At 66.1% G+C, this 16117-nt stretch carries 15 protein-coding genes and 1 riboswitch; of the genes, 11 read left to right on the top strand and 4 right to left on the bottom strand.

The annotated features are described in order from the left end of the window. The first annotated feature begins 144 nt into the window (after positions 1-144). Together ACSLGO_RS08830 and ACSLGO_RS08825 are read left to right on the top strand one after the other, a co-directional pair. Positions 145-1791, top strand: coding sequence for an MDR family MFS transporter (locus tag ACSLGO_RS08830; protein WP_091605950.1), 1647 nt, complete (start codon positions 145-147; stop codon positions 1789-1791). Then, positions 1788-2309, top strand: a complete 522-nt coding sequence (locus tag ACSLGO_RS08825; protein ID WP_152274385.1) for a MarR family winged helix-turn-helix transcriptional regulator — start codon at positions 1788-1790, stop codon at positions 2307-2309. The genes ACSLGO_RS08830 and ACSLGO_RS08825 overlap by 4 nt, the downstream gene beginning before the upstream one ends. On the opposite strand, the gene ACSLGO_RS08820 is transcribed toward ACSLGO_RS08825, so the two are convergent. Continuing rightward, positions 2302-4158 carry an ABC transporter ATP-binding protein gene (locus ACSLGO_RS08820; protein WP_436400957.1) on the bottom strand — a complete coding sequence of 619 codons (1857 nt, stop codon included), beginning with the start codon at positions 4156-4158 and terminating at the stop codon, positions 2302-2304. The two genes, ACSLGO_RS08825 and ACSLGO_RS08820, sit on opposite strands and share 8 nt — an antisense overlap. A 324-nt stretch (positions 4159-4482) precedes the next feature. On the opposite strand from ACSLGO_RS08820, the gene ACSLGO_RS08815 reads away from it, so the two are divergent. The 3 genes from ACSLGO_RS08815 to ACSLGO_RS08805 all read left to right on the top strand — a co-directional run bounded on the left by ACSLGO_RS08815 (position 4483) and on the right by ACSLGO_RS08805 (position 7948). Next, the gene (locus ACSLGO_RS08815) at positions 4483-4950 is read left to right on the top strand and encodes a MarR family winged helix-turn-helix transcriptional regulator (protein ID WP_436400941.1); all 468 of its coding nucleotides are present in this window, start codon (positions 4483-4485) and stop codon (positions 4948-4950) included. 161 nt (positions 4951-5111) lie between these two features. Continuing rightward, a complete protein-coding gene (locus ACSLGO_RS08810; protein ID WP_263128892.1) occupies positions 5112-6539 on the top strand; it encodes a YhgE/Pip domain-containing protein in 1428 nt (475 codons plus the stop codon). A gap of 80 nt (positions 6540-6619) precedes the next feature. Beyond that, positions 6620-7948, top strand: coding sequence for a pyridoxal phosphate-dependent aminotransferase (locus tag ACSLGO_RS08805; RefSeq protein WP_091605218.1), 1329 nt, complete (start codon positions 6620-6622; stop codon positions 7946-7948). On the opposite strand, the gene ACSLGO_RS08800 is transcribed toward ACSLGO_RS08805, so the two are convergent. Further along, positions 7945-8835: a putative protein N(5)-glutamine methyltransferase gene (locus ACSLGO_RS08800; protein WP_436400940.1), complete on the bottom strand. Its 891-nt coding sequence runs from the start codon at positions 8833-8835 to the stop codon at positions 7945-7947. The genes ACSLGO_RS08805 and ACSLGO_RS08800 overlap by 4 nt on opposite strands. 20 nt (positions 8836-8855) lie before the next feature. On the opposite strand from ACSLGO_RS08800, the gene ACSLGO_RS08795 reads away from it, so the two are divergent. Genes ACSLGO_RS08795 through ACSLGO_RS08780 form a run of 4 tightly spaced genes read left to right on the top strand, consistent with a single transcriptional unit; the run spans position 8856 to position 11956 of the window. Next, positions 8856-9266, top strand: a complete 411-nt coding sequence (locus tag ACSLGO_RS08795) for a TOBE domain-containing protein (protein ID WP_436400939.1) — start codon at positions 8856-8858, stop codon at positions 9264-9266. Beyond that, positions 9263-10039 (top strand): molybdate ABC transporter substrate-binding protein, encoded by a 777-nt coding sequence (modA, locus tag ACSLGO_RS08790; protein ID WP_436400938.1) that lies wholly within the window; start codon positions 9263-9265, stop codon positions 10037-10039. Before ACSLGO_RS08795 ends, modA begins: the two co-directional genes overlap by 4 nt. Next, positions 10026-10871 carry an ABC transporter permease gene (locus ACSLGO_RS08785; protein ID WP_386916494.1) on the top strand — a complete coding sequence of 282 codons (846 nt, stop codon included), beginning with the start codon at positions 10026-10028 and terminating at the stop codon, positions 10869-10871. Before modA ends, ACSLGO_RS08785 begins: the two co-directional genes overlap by 14 nt. Continuing rightward, positions 10871-11956 (top strand): sulfate/molybdate ABC transporter ATP-binding protein, encoded by a 1086-nt coding sequence (locus ACSLGO_RS08780; protein WP_436400937.1) that lies wholly within the window; start codon positions 10871-10873, stop codon positions 11954-11956. Before ACSLGO_RS08785 ends, ACSLGO_RS08780 begins: the two co-directional genes overlap by 1 nt. Positions 11957-12044: 88 nt before the next feature. Here ACSLGO_RS08780 and ACSLGO_RS08775 read toward each other — a convergent pair whose 3' ends face one another. Then, positions 12045-12728 carry a TetR/AcrR family transcriptional regulator gene (locus ACSLGO_RS08775; RefSeq protein WP_152274391.1) on the bottom strand — a complete coding sequence of 228 codons (684 nt, stop codon included), beginning with the start codon at positions 12726-12728 and terminating at the stop codon, positions 12045-12047. A 121-nt stretch (positions 12729-12849) separates the two neighbouring features. Then, entirely contained in the window at positions 12850-13764 is a 915-nt protein-coding gene (locus ACSLGO_RS08770) for a macrolide 2'-phosphotransferase (RefSeq protein WP_436400936.1), read from the bottom strand. Between the two features lie 234 nt (positions 13765-13998). Beyond that, positions 13999-14118: riboswitch (SAM riboswitch) on the top strand. A gap of 77 nt (positions 14119-14195) precedes the next feature. Between ACSLGO_RS08770 and ACSLGO_RS08765 the strand changes: the two genes are divergently transcribed. Both ACSLGO_RS08765 and ACSLGO_RS08760 read left to right on the top strand, forming a co-directional pair. Continuing rightward, positions 14196-15077, top strand: a complete 882-nt coding sequence (locus tag ACSLGO_RS08765; RefSeq protein ID WP_091605206.1) for a MetQ/NlpA family ABC transporter substrate-binding protein — start codon at positions 14196-14198, stop codon at positions 15075-15077. Positions 15078-15087: 10 nt separating this feature from the next. Then, on the top strand, positions 15088-16116 hold the full coding sequence (locus ACSLGO_RS08760) for a methionine ABC transporter ATP-binding protein (RefSeq protein ID WP_436400935.1): 1029 nt from the start codon (positions 15088-15090) through the stop codon (positions 16114-16116). The last annotated feature ends 1 nt before the right edge of the window (position 16117 follow it).

Below are 16117 nucleotides of genomic sequence, written 5' to 3'. Positions count from 1 at the left end.
GTCTAAGGCAACCACTTGTATAGTTGACCTAAATCAACTATCAGCAGGAGTCCGATGCCCCCCGCAGTTAATGCCCCCACAACCCCGCCGGAACAGCAGGAAAAAGCGAAGAAAACACGCCGCACGGTCTCACCCGACGGATCCATGACCCACCGCCAGGTGCTGGAGTCCCTGTCCGGACTGCTCCTGGGGATGTTCGTTTCGATCCTCGCCGGAACCGTGGTGTCCACGTCGCTGCCGCTGATCATCTCGGATCTCGACGGCGACCAGTCGGCCTACACCTGGGTGGTCACCGGAACGCTGCTCGCAACGACGGTCTCTACGCCGCTGTGGGGAAAGTTCGCTGACCTGTTCAACCGGAAACTGCTCATCCAGCTGGCCCTGGGCATCTTTGTGCTCGGTTCTGCGCTGGCCGGTTTCTCCCAGGACACCGGAACGCTCATTGTTTTCCGTGTCCTGCAGGGCCTGGGTGCCGGCGGGCTCGCAGCGCTGAGCCAGATCATCATGGCGGACATCATCAGCCCGCGTGACCGCGGCAAGTACGCGGGCCTGTTTGGTGCCGTCATGGCTGTGGGAACCGTCGGCGGGCCGCTGCTTGGCGGCGTCGTAACCGATGCCTTTGGCTGGCGCTGGAACTTCTTCATCGCCCTTCCCGTGGCGATCGCGGCCATCATCCTGCTGCAGCTCACCCTGCACCTGCCCCGGCACGCCAAGCGCAAGGTCCACATTGACTACCTGGGAGCCGTGCTGATCGCCGGCGGCGTATCCCTGCTGATGATCTGGGTGACGCTCGCGGGCAACCAGTTCGAGTGGGCCTCCCTGGCTTCCTTCCTGATGGTCGCCGGTTCGGCAGTCCTCCTGATTGCAGCCGTGCTGGTGGAGTTCAAGTCCCCGGAACCGATCATCCCCCTGTCCATGTTCAAGAACCGCACGTTCACCCTTGCCGTGGTCGCCAGCATCTCGGTGGGCGTGTCGATGTTCGGCACCTCCGTGTTCCTGGCCCAGTACATGCAGCTGGCCCGCGGTGCCACGCCGACTCAGTCCGGCCTGCTGACCATTCCCATGATGGCCGGCTTGCTGATCGCGTCCACCCTGTTTGGCGGGATCATCAGCCGGACCGGCAAGTGGAAGGCCATCATGATCTCCGGTGGCGTGCTCACCGTGCTGGGAACCATCCTGCTGGGCACTCTGACGTATGAAACCAGCCTCGTGCTGGTGGGAATCTACATGGCTGTCCTCGGTGCGGGCCTGGGCATGCTCATGCAGAATCTTGTGCTGGTGGTCCAGAATTCAATCGAGGTGAAGAACCTCGGTGTTGCCACGAGCGCCGTTACCTTCTTCCGCAGCCTCGGCGGAACGGTGGGTGTTTCCGTCCTGGGCTCGGTGCTGGGCACGATTGTGTCCTCCCGCATCAAGGACGGCATCACCGCCCTCGCCCCCGCAGACCAGGCTGCGGCCGCGGCAGCCCTGGGCAGCGGTACCATCCCGAAGATCTCCGAACTGCCGTCCGCGATTGCCGCCCTGGTGGAAAGCGCCTACGGAGTCGGCGTCGGACATGTGTTTATGTACAGCGTGCCGCTGGCCGTGGTCACCCTGGTAGCGGTGATCTTCCTGCCGAACGCCCAGCTGGGCCGCCAGAATGCCGTGCAGCTCAAGAAGGCCGCCGGTGCTGCTGCCCGGGAGGACGAGCCTGCGGAGAATGCCCTCTCAGCTGTTGCGACGGGGTCCGTTGCGTTGGTCGATCCGTCCTCGCCGTCCGGGCAGCCGGATGGGGAGCGCCCCGCACAATGAGTCCGGAGCAGCCCTCCCGTGAGCGGGCGCTGCGTGAGGTCGAATCGAACCTGCGCCTGCTCACCGAGGTGGTCCGGACACGGATGCGTGAGGCCGCCCGGGCAGTGGATCCGTCGCTGTCCCTGTTCGGGCTGAAGACGCTCCAGCTGCTCAAGCGCTTCGGGCCGCTGCACTCCGGGACGGCGGCTGACCTGCTCATGGTGGACAAGAGCGTGATCAGCCGGCAGTCGCGCCAGCTCGAGACCCTGGGCCTCATCGAGGTTCAGCCGGACCCCGCCGACAGGCGGGCGAGGGTCCTGGTGCTGACGCCGGCCGCCAGTGACCGGGTGACTGCCGTGCAGACAGGGATCATGCTTGATCCGGCAGTGCTGGGCTCATGGACCACGGAGGACCTGCACCGGTTCGCCGGCTATCTCGCCCGCCTCGGCGGAAGCGGCCGCTCCGGGATGGGGGCCCCGCTCTCCCCGGCGGGCCAGCCGGCGCGCGACGGCGGTGCTCCGGTCCAGCGCGCTAGCTGAGCGCGGGAGCCTCGCTGCGCCGGGCCGCCAGCCGGGCAAACGGCCCTGCGGCAGCGCCGAGTTCGGCGGGAGTTCCCTGCTCGACAATCCGACCGGCGTCGAGCACCATCACCTGGTCAGCGTTCTGCACCGTGGAGAGCCGGTGGGCGATGGTGAGCGTGGTGCGGCCGGCGGTGAGCCTTTCCAGGGCCTGCTGAACCTGGGCTTCAGTGCTGTTGTCCAGCGCCGAGGTTGCCTCGTCCAGGACCAGAACCGGCGGATTGCGCAGGATGGTCCGGGCGATTGCCAGGCGCTGCTGCTCGCCGCCGGAGAAGCGGTGGCCGCGGGCTCCCACCAGCGTGTCCAGTCCGTCCGGGAGGGCGCCCACCGTGTCCGCGATCTGTGCGGCCGCCAGCGCGTGGAGCAGCTCCGCATCGGTCGCGTCCGGCTTGGCCAGCAGGAGGTTCTCCCGTACCGAAGCGTGGATCAGGTACGTCTCCTGGGAGACTACCCCAACTATCCGGGACAGGTCCTCGGGGGCCAGCTGCGCCACATCCACGCCGTCAAGGAGGACCCGCCCGCGGCTGGGATCGTTCAGCCGCGGCACCAGCGAGGCAAGGGTGGACTTGCCTGAGCCGGTGGCTCCCACCACGGCGGTGGTGGTTCCGGGCACCAGCGTGAGGCTGATTCCGTGCAGAACCGGTGCACCGCCGTCGTAGGCAAACTCCACGTCCTCGAAGCGCACCTCGCCGCGGACCAGTCGCGGTTCCAGCCGTACCGGGTGCGCTGGTGCCTTGAGCTGCGGCTCGAGATCCAGGTACTCAAAGATACGGCTGAAGAAGGCCAGTGCGGTCACCCACTGGACGCCGATGTCCAGCAGGCCCATTACGGGCCGGAAGACCGCCGCCTGCAGGCCCGTGAAGGCGACCAGCGTTCCTATCGTCATGCCGCCGCTGGTGGCGGGGAACCCTGCGGCCAGATAGATCACCGCGGGAATCGCGGCGAAGACCACCTGCATGGTGGCCATCCGCCAGCGGCCGGCGAGCTGGCTGCGCAGCTCAAGTCCCACGAGGTTTTCCGAGCGGGCGCTGAAACGCCGGGCGTCACGCGGGATGGTGCCCAGTGTCTTGGCAAGGCGGACTCCGGAGACGGAGAGCCCCTCTTCCACCTGGGTGTGCAGGGCGGCCAGTTCGCGCTGGCGTTCGTCGGTGACCGTGCGCCGCAGCTTCGCCACCTTGCGGGAAAGCCAGATGGCCGGCGGCAGCACCACCAGGGAGATCAGGCTGAGCCCGGGGGAGAGGGCCACCATCGCAGCCGAAGTAGCGATGGTTGTGGTCAGATTGGCTGCCACGCCCGTCGCCGTCGTCGTGACCACGGACTGCATGCCGGAGATGTCATGGGTGAGGCGGGACTGGACCTCACCGCCGCGGGTGCGGGTGAAGAAACCGAGCGACTGCGCCTGCAGGTGGGTGAAGAGCTGCACCCTCAGGGTATGCATCACCTGCTGGCCCATTTTGGTGGCCAGCCAGGTCTGGACGACACCGATCGCGCTGGTGAGGGCGGCAACGCCCACCATGGATGCGGTAAGGATCACCAGCAGCCGGAGGTCCTGGCCTGGCAGCGCATCGTCGATGACTGCACGGACCAGGAACGGCTGCGCAAGGTTGACTACGGATGCCGCAGAGATCAGTGCAATGACGACGGCGATCGTCCGCTTGTGCGGAACGAACAGTGCCGCGATACGGCGCAGGCTGACGGGATGGCGTGTGAGTTGTTTCGAATCCGCCGGGTTCAGCCGTGCGGGTCCGCGGCCGCCGCCTCCGCCGCCCGGTCCGGAGGTTCCGGGGACGGCGCCGGGGCCGTCGGACATGCCGGTGCCCGCGTGATCACGGTTGTTGTTGTGGGCCAAAGGGTCCTCCTAGTGCATTCCGCCGCAGCGGTGGCTGCATTCGATCGGATATGTAGAGGTTACCTCATTATGTGGTTTATGGGCACATGTGGGTGCGGTGTCACACGAGGTCCTGCGCCAGCCGCTGCGGCCCGCAGAGTACGACAGTTCGCAGGGAATCGACCGGTTTGCAGTTCTGCTGCCGCTTACAACTGCGGGCAGAACTCGGAACTGGCAGCAGATAGCGCGCCCGTACTGGGGCTACCTCACAGTGTGGCTGCTCACCGAATGGCTAAACTGAGGAACATGCCGCACTCCTCCGTAGATTCATCCACCCTGGGCGAGCTGATGCACACCGCCTTCCGTGGCCTGAGAGGCCGGTGGATGAAGCAGCTGGCACCGTTCAACCTGACGCCGCACCAATTCCGGGCACTGAACGCTGTGGCGCGAAGCGGGAACGACGGCGGCCTCCGGCTCAAGGACCTGGCGGAAAGCCTGCGCATCGCACCCCGGTCGGCCACGGAAGTGGTGGACCAGTTGGAGGCCAAGAGACTGGTGCAGCGCGGACCGGACCCGTCCGACCGCCGTGCCACCCTGATCTCGCTGACGGACGAGGGCATCCGCATGCGCGCCGAAGTCCGGGAAGACCGGGCACGCCAGGCAGACGAGTACTTCGCCGTACTTTCCGAGGAAGACCGTGCCGGCCTCGAAAGGATCCTGGCGCAGCTGGCTGGGGAGGAGACTCATCGCCATCGCAGGCACGGGAGCGCCTAGCCACAGCAAACCAGGCGCAGAAAGTTCTGCCGCGCAGGCGCCCTCCGGCTCGCCGAGCCTGTGCGCCGGACCCGGGCGGACGTACCGTTCATAGGGACAGTGCTTCCCCCAACGTTCGGAACGTGCGGTGACACCGCGCGGCATCCCGGGAGGTAGTTCCCATGCCCGCTCACGAACCACACTCACACCGCGGCACAGAACCCACCTCAGGCACCCGCTACCAGGGCAGCAGGGCCGGAGCCTATTTCTCACCGCGCACCTGGCTTCTCCCGCTGCTGGTCCTGCTCCTCCTGGGCGGGGCCGGCTCCGCACTGTATATCGGTGGGCTGGGCAGCCCGGAGAGCAACCTCAACCACCTGCCGGTGGCCGTCGTAAACCGGGACCAGGGAGCTGAGACCCCCAGCGGGCAGGAAAACTTCGGCGAAAACATCACCAGCACCATGGAGGCGGACTTCGCCAAGACGGACAAGATTGAACTGCGGCCGTTGAGTTGGGATGAGGCCCAGCACCAGCTGCGCACCGGGCAGGTCTTCGCCGCGGTGGTGGTCGAGGAGGATTTCTCGGAAGCCGCCGTCTCGCTGGTTTCCTCGTCGTTGACCGACGGCGCGGCCAGCCGGCCGGAGATCATGCTCTACACCAATCCGCTGGCGAGCCCGCTGGCCAGCGAACTTGCGGCAGACGCCGTCGAACCGGCGCTGCAGCAGGCCAGCATCAGCCTGGGCGAGCAGCTGGAGGACACGGCGCGCCAGGCCCAGGGTGCGGCAACCGAACGCCAGAGTGCCGAGCTGGCAGAGGCCGGAGTCCCGGCGCAGGTGCAGGAGCAGCTGGCCCCGAAAATCGACGGGACCTCCGCAGAGGTGCTGCGCAATCCGATCCAGATCACCGAGGGTGCGTTCCAGAAACCACCGAATGGTGCCGCGCTCGGGATGGGTGCTTTCTTCTATTCCGTCCTGCTGATGGTGGTTGGCCTCAGCGGTTCGGTGACGCTGCACTTCCTGGTGGACTCGCGCGTAGGGGTGCTGCCCGTGGAACTGGGCGCCCGCTACGTCCTGGGGCCCAAACTGCTTCCGGCGCGCTGGTCGGTGTTCCTGCTCAAGTGGGGCATCGCCGTCCTCGCAGGCCTGCCGACCGCCGGACTGATGATGTGGGTTGCCAACGCCGTTGGCATGCCCCTTCCGCACGGTGGCTGGTTCTTCTTCAGCACCTGGCTATCCATCGTCACGGTGTCGGCGGTGACGTTCGCCCTGATTACGATCTTTGGCAGCGCCGGCATGGTGCTCTCCCTGATCTATGTGGTGTTCATGGGCCTTCCGGCCGCCACCGGCGTGGTACCGCTGGAAACCCTGCCGGGGTTTTTCGCGTTCATAGCCCGCGGTGAACCGCTTTACCAGATGACGATCGCCAATAAGGCAATTCTCTATTACGACGCCGAAGCCTCCGCCGGCCTGCAGGCGGGACTGATCGGGATGGGCGTCATCATCCTCATAGCCGTAGTGCTTGGCCTGCTGTTCTCGGTCCTGTACGACCGGATCCGCGGCGTCCGGGAAGCGGCTGCGGATGTGGGAGACGCGGCCGCCCGCACAGCCTAAGGTTTGGGGTTCGCCCCCACTCGAAGCTCAGGTTCCGGGGCCGGTTTTGCGGCGGGGCCCGGCGGTGGGAAAATCCGAACATGCCCCCTATGCAGAATTCAAGCCGTTTGCAGAACATCCGTTATGACCTGAGGGGGCCGGTCCAGGCGGTCGCCAAGCAGATGGAGGCGGCGGGGCAGCGGATCCTGAAGATGAATCTGGGGGATCCGGCACCCTTTGGGCTGGAGGCCCCGGAATCGATTGTGGTGGACATGATCCACCACCTGCGCGGAGCCCAGGGCTACAGCGACTCCAAGGGTATCTACTCCGCGCGTACCGCTATTTCGCAGTACTACCAGACCCGCGGCCTGATGCAGATCGGCGTGGAGGACATCTGGGTTGGAAACGGCGTCAGCGAACTGATTTCGATGACGCTGCAGGCCTTCCTGGAGCCCGGGGACCAGGTACTGATTCCCGCACCCGACTACCCGCTCTGGACCGCGTCGGTGATGCTGTCCGGCGGTGAAGCTGTGCACTACGCCTGCGACGAATCCAACCAGTGGTGGCCGGACATGGCTGATGTTGAAGCCAAGATCAGCGACCGCACCCGCGCGATCGTGATCATCAACCCGAACAACCCCACCGGCGCCGTCTATCCGCGGGAGATCCTGGAGCAGTTTGCCAACCTGGCCCGGCGCCACAACCTCGTGCTCTTTTCAGATGAGATCTACGAGAAAATCGTCTACCGGGGAGCAGAGCATATCCACACCGCATCCGTGGCAGGCGACCTTCCCGTACTGACGTTCTCCGGACTGTCCAAGGCGTACCGGATGCCCGGTTACCGGGCCGGCTGGGTGGCACTGACCGGCAAGCGTGCCGATACCGCAGGTTACCGGGAATCGCTGGACCTGCTGGCTTCACTGCGGCTGTGCGCCAATGTTCCGGCCCAGCACGCAATCCAGACGTCCCTGGGCGGATACCAGAGCATCAATGACCTCGTGAAGCCGGGCGGACGGCTCGCAGAGCAGAGCGACCTTGCCTGCCGGCTGCTCAACGGGATTCCCGGCGTCAGTTGCGTGCCTGCGTCAGGCGCGATGTACCTGTTCCCGAAGCTGGACCGCGCCATGTACCCGTTCGACGACGACGAGCAGTTTGTCCTGGACCTGTTGGAGGAGCAGAAGATCCTCGTCTCGCAGGGAACCGCGTTCCACTGGCCGGATCCGGACCATTTCCGGTTCGTCATCCTGCCGGCGGAGGAAGACATCCGCGACGCCGTGAACCGGATCGCCGAGTTCCTCGCCGCCCACCGGGCCCCGGACCCGGCAGTGGAGGGCGGTGCCGCGCTGGAACCTGCAGCAACGTCCGGGGCCGGAACAGGATCGGATATGGACGGCGGTTCCGTTAAGGAAACCGGGCAGCCAGCCGTCTAAACGATCCGCTGCGCCAGTGTGCCGGAAACCACGGCCGTGGCCGTGTCAGGGTCGGTCCGGATCAACGGTTGGAACCCTGCGGCGCTAACGTCCGCTGCCAGGTCCGGTGCCTGTCCGGCGCTGCACTCAACCAGCAGTTGCCCGTCCTTGCCCAACCAGACAGGAGCCTGCGCCGCTATCCGGCGGAGCACTTCCAGTCCCTGCCTGCCGCCGTCCAGTGCGGCGGCAGGTTCGTGGAGGCGCGCTTCGCGGGGGAGGAAGGGCAGCTGTTCCGTGGGGACGTAGGGTGCGTTGGCCACGATGATGTCTATCCTGCCGTGCAGATGCCGTGGCAGGGCAGTGAACAGGTCACTCTGGTACACCGGAACCCGTGTCCCCAGGTTCATCCGGGCAGCGGCCACAGCCTCCGGCGCAAGGTCAGCGGCGTACAGCTCGGCATCCGGCAGGTCAGCGGCGAAGACGGAACTCAGCGCGCCGGCGCCGCAGCAGAGGTCCAGTATCACCGGGGCGGCCCGCCCTCTTGCGGACTCGAGGGCCGCAACGGCGAGGAACTCGGTCCGCGGGCGGGGTATGAAGACACCGGGCATCACGCGTACGCGCCGGCCCATGAACGCTGCCCAGCCAAGCACATACTCAAGCGGCTCGCCGGTGAGCCGGCGCCGGAGCATGGACTCGGCGTCGTTCACCGTGGCTCCGCCGCGGAGAATCAGGCCCGCTTCTTCGGCAGCAAAGACACAGCCCGCCTGCTGAAGCTGCGCGGTGAACCGTATGAGAAGCTCCCGGTCTGCGTCCATGCCGCCGCCCTTGTCCTTTCCATAGTCCACCGTAGGGTCTTCCCGCCGCCGGGTGTCCGCATATATCCCCACACCAAGTGGAAATGAACGCATCTGCGGTTTATTGTCGTTGCATGCCTAGCCTGCGAGTTGCCGAAGCGGCACGGTTCATGGGGGTCAGTGACGACACAGTGCGCCGCTGGATTGAGAACGGTACCCTGACCGGGCACCGGGATGCCAGTGGCAGGCAGACGATCGACAGCCTTGAACTCGCGCAGCTCGCCCGAAGGCAGGCCCAGCTGCCGGATGACCCGACGGAAATTGCCAGCTCGGCCCGGAACCGGTTCGTGGGACTGGTGACGGAGATCGTCATGGACAAAGTGATGGCGCAGGTTGAACTGCAGTGTGGTCCGTTCCGCGTGGTTTCCCTCATGAGTTCCGAGGCGGTGCGCGAACTTGGCCTGGAATTGGGCTCTACTGCCACGGCGGTGGTCAAGGCGACGAACGTCATGGTTGAAGTGCCGCCGGGAAAGAAACACCCGTGAGCCGGTGCCGCCCAGGCAGGGTCCTGGCTGCCCTGCTCCTGATCGGGACACTGGGCCTCAGTGCGTGTGCGGTTCCTGCCGGTGACCAACAGAACGGCACGTCTGAACTAACGGTGTTCGCTGCGGCGTCCCTGGCCGCGCCTTTCACCCGGCTGGCGGAGGACTTCGAGGCAGCACATCCCGGGACAACTGTGCGCCTGAACCTGGCCGGCTCCGCGGACCTCGCCGCCCAGATCCTCGCCGGAGCTCCGGCGGACGTTTTTGCCTCCGCCGACGAGGCCAACATGGCCAAGGTGGTGGATGCGGGAATGGCAGCCGAAGAACCCCGGAATATTGCAACGAATACGCTGACCATCGCGGTGCCGCCGGGAAATCCGGCGGGAATCGCCGGCTTCGCGGACCTCGCGGCTGCCGGGGTGCAGGTGGTTGTGTGTGCCGAGCAGGTTCCCTGCGGTGCTGCAGCGGAAAAACTGGCCCAGAACGCCGGTATCCTGCTCGCACCAGTGAGCGAAGAATCGTCCGTCACGGGCGTCATGGGCAAGGTGGTTTCAGGAGAAGCCGATGCAGGGCTGGTGTACGTCACTGACGTCCGTGCCTCTGGAGGCAAGGTCCAGGAGGTGCCGTTTCCCGAGGCGAAGGAGGCAGTGAACCGGTATCCGATGGTTCGGCTGGCCGCGGCTGGAGACAGCGGCCTGGCTGATGCGTTTGTCCGCTATGTTGGCGCAGACGAGGGCCGGAGAGCCCTGCAGGAGGCCGGATTTGGTGTCCCGTAGCAATACGGTGCCGCTGCCGCGCTGGGTGCTGGCCGGTGCCGCCGCCGGAGCGCTGTTCCTGCTGCTGCCGCTGGCCGCGGTGGCAGCGGAGGTCAACTGGGCCGAGTTCATTCCACTGGTCACATCCGAATCCTCGCTCGCTGCCTTGTCGCTGAGCCTGCGGACGGCAGCTGCCAGTACCCTGCTCTGCGTGCTCCTGGGCGTGCCCCTGGCGCTGGTCCTTGCCCGGGCCCGTTTTCCGGGGAAACGCTTGGTGCGTTCACTGGTACTGCTTCCCCTGGTGCTGCCTCCGGTGGTGGGTGGCATCGCCCTGCTCTACACCTTTGGGCGGCAGGGGCTCCTTGGCGGGGCACTCGAGGCGATGGGCGTCCAGGTCGCCTTCTCGACGGCCGCCGTCGTCCTGGCGCAGACCTTCGTGGCGCTGCCCTTCCTGGTCCTCACCCTCGAGGGCGCCCTGCGGACCGCCGGCACGCGCTATGAGGCCGTGGCCGCGACGCTCGGAGCACGCCCGTGGACCGTCCTGCGCCGGGTTACCGTACCGCTGGTCCTCCCCGGCCTGGCAAGCGGTGCGGTGCTCTCCTTTGCCCGCTGCCTGGGCGAATTCGGTGCCACCCTTGCCTTCGCAGGCAGCCTGCAGGGGGTCACGCGGACCCTCCCGCTGGAAATTTACCTGCAGCGGGAGGCCGACGCGGACGCTGCGGTGGCGCTTTCGCTCGTGCTCGTCCTGGTAGCCGTAGTTGTGGTGGGGCTGTCCTACCGGTCTGCTCCGGCACGCTCCGCGGACACGCGTTCCGCCGGCGGACGTTCAGCCACGGCAGGAGCAGCCGACTAATGGGGCTGCGGATCGAGGCGGTGCTTCCGGAACGGGGGATAGACGTCCGTTTTGACGTTGGAGACGGAGAGACCGTGGCCCTGCTCGGTCCGAACGGGGCGGGGAAGTCGACCGTTGTTTCGCTTCTGGCCGGCCTGGTCCATGCCGACGACGGACGGGCCGAATTGAACGGCACCACGCTCTTCCACCGCGCCAAGGGCAAAGGCATGTCCCTGCCGGCATATCGACGCGGAACATCTCTCCTTGCCCAGGAAGCGCTGCTTTTTCCGCACCTGAGTGCGGAGGAGAACGTTGCGTTCGGTCCGCGCAGCACGGGTGTTCCGCGCAGGAAGGCACAGGCAGCTGCCCGTCGCTGGCTCGCCGAAGCTGATGCCGCTGCACTGGCCGCCAAACGGCCGGGGGAACTTTCGGGTGGCCAGGCGCAGCGCGTGGCGCTGGCCCGTGCCCTGGCTGCGGAACCGGACCTGCTGCTGCTGGATGAGCCGATGGCCGCCCTGGATGTTGAAACGGTTCCGCTGATGCGCAGGCTGCTGAAGCGGGTGCTGGCCGGGCGCAGCGCCCTGATCGTCACGCATGACGTGCTCGATGCCCTGACCCTGGCCAACCGGGTCCTGGTAATGCAGGAAGGCCGGATCGTCGAGTCCGGCCCGCCGGCCGAAGTGCTGCGCCGCCCGCAGAACCCCTTCACGGCCAGCCTTGCCGGGCTCAACCTGGTTCGGGGGAACGTCCGCGGGAACCGCCTCCTGGCTGCCGGAGGACTGTCGTTCGCAGTGCCCGACGCCGGCGCTGGTGTACAGGGCGTCCCGCTGCTAGCCGTGTTTCCGCCGTCGGCCATTGCGGTTCGAAGGCCCGGCGCCGCCGGCACGGCGGACCCGGGCCGGGAGATCCTCGGCGTAACGGTGACGGACCTTGAGCCCCAGGGGGACCGGATCCGGGTGCGGGGCGCCGGACTGGCGGCGGACATCAGCCCCGCCGCCGCGGCTGAATTGTCCCTGGTGGTGGGCGAGGAGGCGGAGTTCCTGCTCGATGCTTCCGCAGTGACCAGCTACCCGGCTTCGGCGGTACCGGGGTGGCGCACCGTTTAATACAGCTTGATGGGGAGACTACGCCAGAATGGAAGCCTGCTCCGACGCATGGGCATTGTTCACCAGGATCTCGAGGCGGCCAAAGCTCTCAACTGGCTCGGCTGGATTCGATGCCACGGATGAAATTCGCCACCAGGAAGTCCAGTGACTGACGGGAGACCTCGTCGTTGATGCTGCGGTGTCCGAAGCGGTTGGCCCGGGGATGGCCGTCAGTGTCCTGCGGCTCCGGTTCGCCTGCGTCCTGCCCGGACCCGGCCGGTGCGGAAGCAGCCGGATTAGACCCCGCCCGCGCAGGGGAGGCACCTGCCGGGCCGGCAGCCCCGGCAACGGTCACGGTGCCGATGACTGCGGCCGAGATGCCCAGCAGGCAGTCGAAACCCTCGTCTTCATCCAGGCCGGCGGCGGAGAGCGCGGACAGCAGCCGTTCCACATCAGCCGGCGCGGCGAGGTTGACCAGGCTGCGGGGGCTAAGAATGATGCCAAGCAGCCAGGGGTGGGCAGTGAAGGTCCGCCATAGGGATCCGGCCATGTGGGCCAGCATGTCCTGCCACCGCTGTTCGCCCTCTGGCAGCAGTGAATGGCTCTTCACGGCGTCAGCCATCAGCAGGAGCAGCTCCCCGCGCCCCGCAACGTGGCGGTAGAGCGCCATGGCGGAGACACCAAGATCTCCGGCGACCCGGCGCATGCTGACCGCCTCCAGGCCCTCTTCATCCGCTATCCGCGCCGCCGTTCGGGCAATACCTGCGGGGCTGAGCGGCTGGTTCGCTGCCATGGGACTGCCTCCGAGCGGTTGTACCGGTTCATTCCCGGACTGCCTGCCGAATCCGGTTCCGTTTACAGTGTAAACCCGTTCAGCGGCAATCCCAGGGTGGAGGAAAATCGATGCGCCGCCCCTAGGACTGCAGCAACTGGGCCCGGGCGGCTTCCCGGTGTTCCGGCCGGCCGGTGGTCAGGGCGAACATCGCGTAGTTCAATGGACCGGCAGCGATCAGTGCACTGCAGCGCTCAGCCAGGCGGGGCTCGGCAACGCCCGCCGTGTCCCGGTAGCGGCTCACCACGGCGTCGAAGGAATCCGGAGAGACGAGCCGGACATACATAAACTCCAACGCCGGGTCGCTGACTTTGGCTGTGGTCCAGTCCAGGACCGAGACGATCCGGTCAGCATCATCGAGGAGGAGATGGGCCGGGTACAGCTCGCCGTGCGTGAGTACCGTACGTTCCGGCCACAACCCGTCGTCATCGAGCCACCGCCGCCAGCCGTCAAGTAGGCCCGAATCAATGCGGAACTCAGCCAGCGCGTCATCGAGTGCCCTGGCCCAGCGTGCGCGGACTTGTTCAGGGGTCTCAACGGGGACGCCGGCGGCTGCAGCGGCGAGCGTGTCGGTGCCGTGCAGGGAGGCTATGAGGTCTCCCAATGACGCGAGGTAGCCGCTCGACGCCGGGTCGAAATGCCAGACCGGCTGGTTTCCTTCACCGATGGTGAGGCCCGGACTCCCCGGGAGGAGCGGGTAAGCGACAAGGTCCGGTTCCTGGATCTTCCAGTCGGGCACTGCGACGCTGAGCCGCGGCCGTACGAAGGCAAGTATCGCTTCCTCACGTTCCTGGTTCGCTGCGACGTCCGGGCGGCGCGGCAGCCGCAGCACCCACGTCTTCCCGGTACCGGACTCCGCAGCAAAGACAACCCGGTAATCGAGGCCCGCTTCATTGAATTCAACAGAGTCTGCATCCAGGAACAATCCATGGGACGCTGCCAGCGCGCAGACCTCCTTAGGTGCAGGCGGGACTTCCGCTGCCGTCTCAGGGCTCATTGCTTCCTCTCTCCGGGGGCATCCCACACTCATCCGCTGGCAGACCCGGTGGGACCATGCCTCCCAGCTTTACCCATTGGGGCGCCGTTTGGGAATCCGGGCCGGACGTACCGAAACCGTCCGCACCGCGGATTTGTGTCCTTCTGTTGCGGACATGGTCTCCGTGTGACGGCACGCGACGCCGAACGTCAGTGGAGTGGCACCTGGGGCTTTCCGGTCCTAGCGTGATCCATGAATCAAGAGTTCCAGCCACAGGCCCTGGCCGGCTGGACAGCAACCCTCTCGTCGTAAGCGGGGTGCTCCAGGTGAAGATTCGGCCCTGCCGCGGGACTTCCCGCAGGGCAAGTACGGCGCCGGGCACTGCCCTCACAGCGGCCAGCGCACCCCTTCTTCGCGGCCCGCCGCGATCCTGACCGGAGAGAAACCACAAAATGAAGATCAACCGGAAGTTCCTTGCCCTTGCCGCCGTGCCGCTCCTTCTCGCGGGAGCGGCGGCCTGCGGTTCAGCCGAGGGTGACGAAGGAACCGTCAAAATCGGCGTCGTCGGTGCCAGTGATCCCTACTGGGCGACGTACGAGGAAGCGGCCGAGGCCGAGGGCATCGACGTCGAAATCATTGATTTCGCAGAGTACACGCAGCCCAATCCGGCGCTGACTGAGGGGGAGCTGGACCTGAACCAGTTCCAGCACATCATCTACCTTGCGCGCTACAACGAATCCTCCGGCGAGGATCTGGTGCCGGTGGGTTCCACCGCCATCTATCCGCTGGGCCTGTACTCCACCCAGTACGGTTCGGTGGAAGACATCCCCGCCGGTGCCACCGTGGCGGTGCCCAATGACGAAAGCAACCTGGCCCGGGGTCTTCTGGTGCTGCAGTCCGCAGGGCTCGTCTCGCTTACCGACGGCGGCAGTGCCTTCGCCACCCTTGATGACATTGATGAGGCAAAGTCCAAGGTGAAGGTCACCACCCTGGAAGCCTCGCTCACGCCTACCTCGCTGCCGGACGTTGCTGCGGCGATCATCAACAACGACTTCGTCGAAGACGCCGGGCTCAGCGCTGCCGACGCCATAGCCCAGGACGACCCCGCGGATCCCAAGGCGATTCCGTACGTGAACATCTTCGCTGCCCGCGCGGGTGAGGAGGAAAACGCCACGTACCAGAAGCTGGTGGAAATCTACCAGGACACCCAGGCGGTGCAGGACGGTGTCCAGAAAGCCTCGGGCAACACTGCCCGCTTCCTGAAAGTGCCGCAGGCGGACCTGCAGGCGTCCCTCGCGGATGTCCAGGAAGACATTCGGAACCTGGGCAAGTAAACGCGGAACCATGGCCCTCATAACACTGCGCAGCGTCACTAAGATCTATCCGGCTGCCCGGAAGGGCAACCTGGCAGTCAACGCCCTGGAAGACATCAGCCTGGAGATTGAACCGGGGGAGATCTTTGGAATCATCGGGTACTCCGGGGCGGGCAAGAGCACCCTCGTCAGGCTCATCAACGGGTTGGAAACCTGCACGTCCGGAGACATCACGGTGGACGGCCGCAGTGTCTCCGGTGTGCCGGAGAGGAAGCTGAAGACACTCCGCCAGGACATCGGCATGATCTTCCAGCAGTTCAACCTCTTCAGTTCCAAGACCGTGCGGAACAACATCGCGTATCCGCTGCGGGTCGCCGGGCGGAGCAGGGCCCAAATCGCCGAACGCACCAATGAGCTCCTTGAATTCACCGGGCTCGCGGACAAGGCCGACAGCTACCCTGAACAGCTTTCCGGGGGGCAGAAGCAGCGCGTCGGGATTGCACGTGCCCTGGCCGCCTCGCCGAAGATCCTGCTGGCGGACGAGGCCACATCTGCGCTCGACCCGGAAACGACACACGAAGTCCTCGCGCTGCTGCGCAGGGTAAACCAGGAACTGGGCATCACCATCGTGGTTATCACGCATGAAATGGAAGTGATCCGGGACCTCGCCACCCGGGTTGCTGTCATGGAGCGCGGAAGGATCGTGGAACAGGGTGAGGTCTTCGACGTGTTTTCAAATCCCCGGCAGGATTCATCCCGCAGGTTCGTCTCCACGGTTGTGCGCGGCGTGCCGTCCGCAGCGGAACTCCAGGCACTGCGCTCACGGCACGAGGGCCGGCTGGTCACGCTGTCGTTTCGGGACGGTTCCGCTTCACAGGCGGCGGTATTCCTGGAACTTGCGGCTGCCGGGGTGGACTTCGAGCTGGTCTACGGCGGAATCAACGACGTCGCCGGCCGGGCATTCGGCCACCTGACCCTCGCCCTCAAGGGCGGGGATTCCGCAATCGACACTGCCCTGGCTGCCGCCGGGCACGGACTCAAAGTTACGGAGCTGGGCTGAC

Origin of the sequence: Arthrobacter sp. IK3 (genome assembly GCF_051337705.1) — a bacterium.
GTDB classification, from domain to species: Bacteria; Actinomycetota; Actinomycetes; order Actinomycetales; family Micrococcaceae; genus Arthrobacter_B; species Arthrobacter_B koreensis.
Note: the sequence above shows the minus strand (reverse complement) of the source record. Positions and strands in the feature narration are given on the sequence as shown.

Excerpts from the sequence above, each read along its gene's own strand:
- ACSLGO_RS08815 (WP_436400941.1), top strand. The coding sequence starts at position 4,483 with ATGCCGCACTCCTCCGTAGATTCATCCACCCTGGGCGAGCTGATGCAC.
- ACSLGO_RS08800 (WP_436400940.1), bottom strand. The coding sequence starts at position 8,835 with ATGCGTTCATTTCCACTTGGTGTGGGGATATATGCGGACACCCGGCGG.
- ACSLGO_RS08830 (WP_091605950.1), top strand. The coding sequence starts at position 145 with ATGACCCACCGCCAGGTGCTGGAGTCCCTGTCCGGACTGCTCCTGGGG.
- ACSLGO_RS08780 (WP_436400937.1), top strand. The coding sequence starts at position 10,871 with ATGGGGCTGCGGATCGAGGCGGTGCTTCCGGAACGGGGGATAGACGTC.
- ACSLGO_RS08795 (WP_436400939.1), top strand. The coding sequence starts at position 8,856 with ATGCCTAGCCTGCGAGTTGCCGAAGCGGCACGGTTCATGGGGGTCAGT.
- ACSLGO_RS08765 (WP_091605206.1), top strand. The coding sequence starts at position 14,196 with ATGAAGATCAACCGGAAGTTCCTTGCCCTTGCCGCCGTGCCGCTCCTT.
- ACSLGO_RS08825 (WP_152274385.1), top strand. The coding sequence starts at position 1,788 with ATGAGTCCGGAGCAGCCCTCCCGTGAGCGGGCGCTGCGTGAGGTCGAA.
- ACSLGO_RS08775 (WP_152274391.1), bottom strand. The coding sequence starts at position 12,728 with ATGGCAGCGAACCAGCCGCTCAGCCCCGCAGGTATTGCCCGAACGGCG.
- ACSLGO_RS08810 (WP_263128892.1), top strand. The coding sequence starts at position 5,112 with ATGCCCGCTCACGAACCACACTCACACCGCGGCACAGAACCCACCTCA.
- ACSLGO_RS08770 (WP_436400936.1), bottom strand. The coding sequence starts at position 13,764 with ATGAGCCCTGAGACGGCAGCGGAAGTCCCGCCTGCACCTAAGGAGGTC.
- ACSLGO_RS08820 (WP_436400957.1), bottom strand. The coding sequence starts at position 4,158 with ATGTCCGACGGCCCCGGCGCCGTCCCCGGAACCTCCGGACCGGGCGGC.
- ACSLGO_RS08760 (WP_436400935.1), top strand. The coding sequence starts at position 15,088 with ATGGCCCTCATAACACTGCGCAGCGTCACTAAGATCTATCCGGCTGCC.
- ACSLGO_RS08805 (WP_091605218.1), top strand. The coding sequence starts at position 6,620 with ATGCCCCCTATGCAGAATTCAAGCCGTTTGCAGAACATCCGTTATGAC.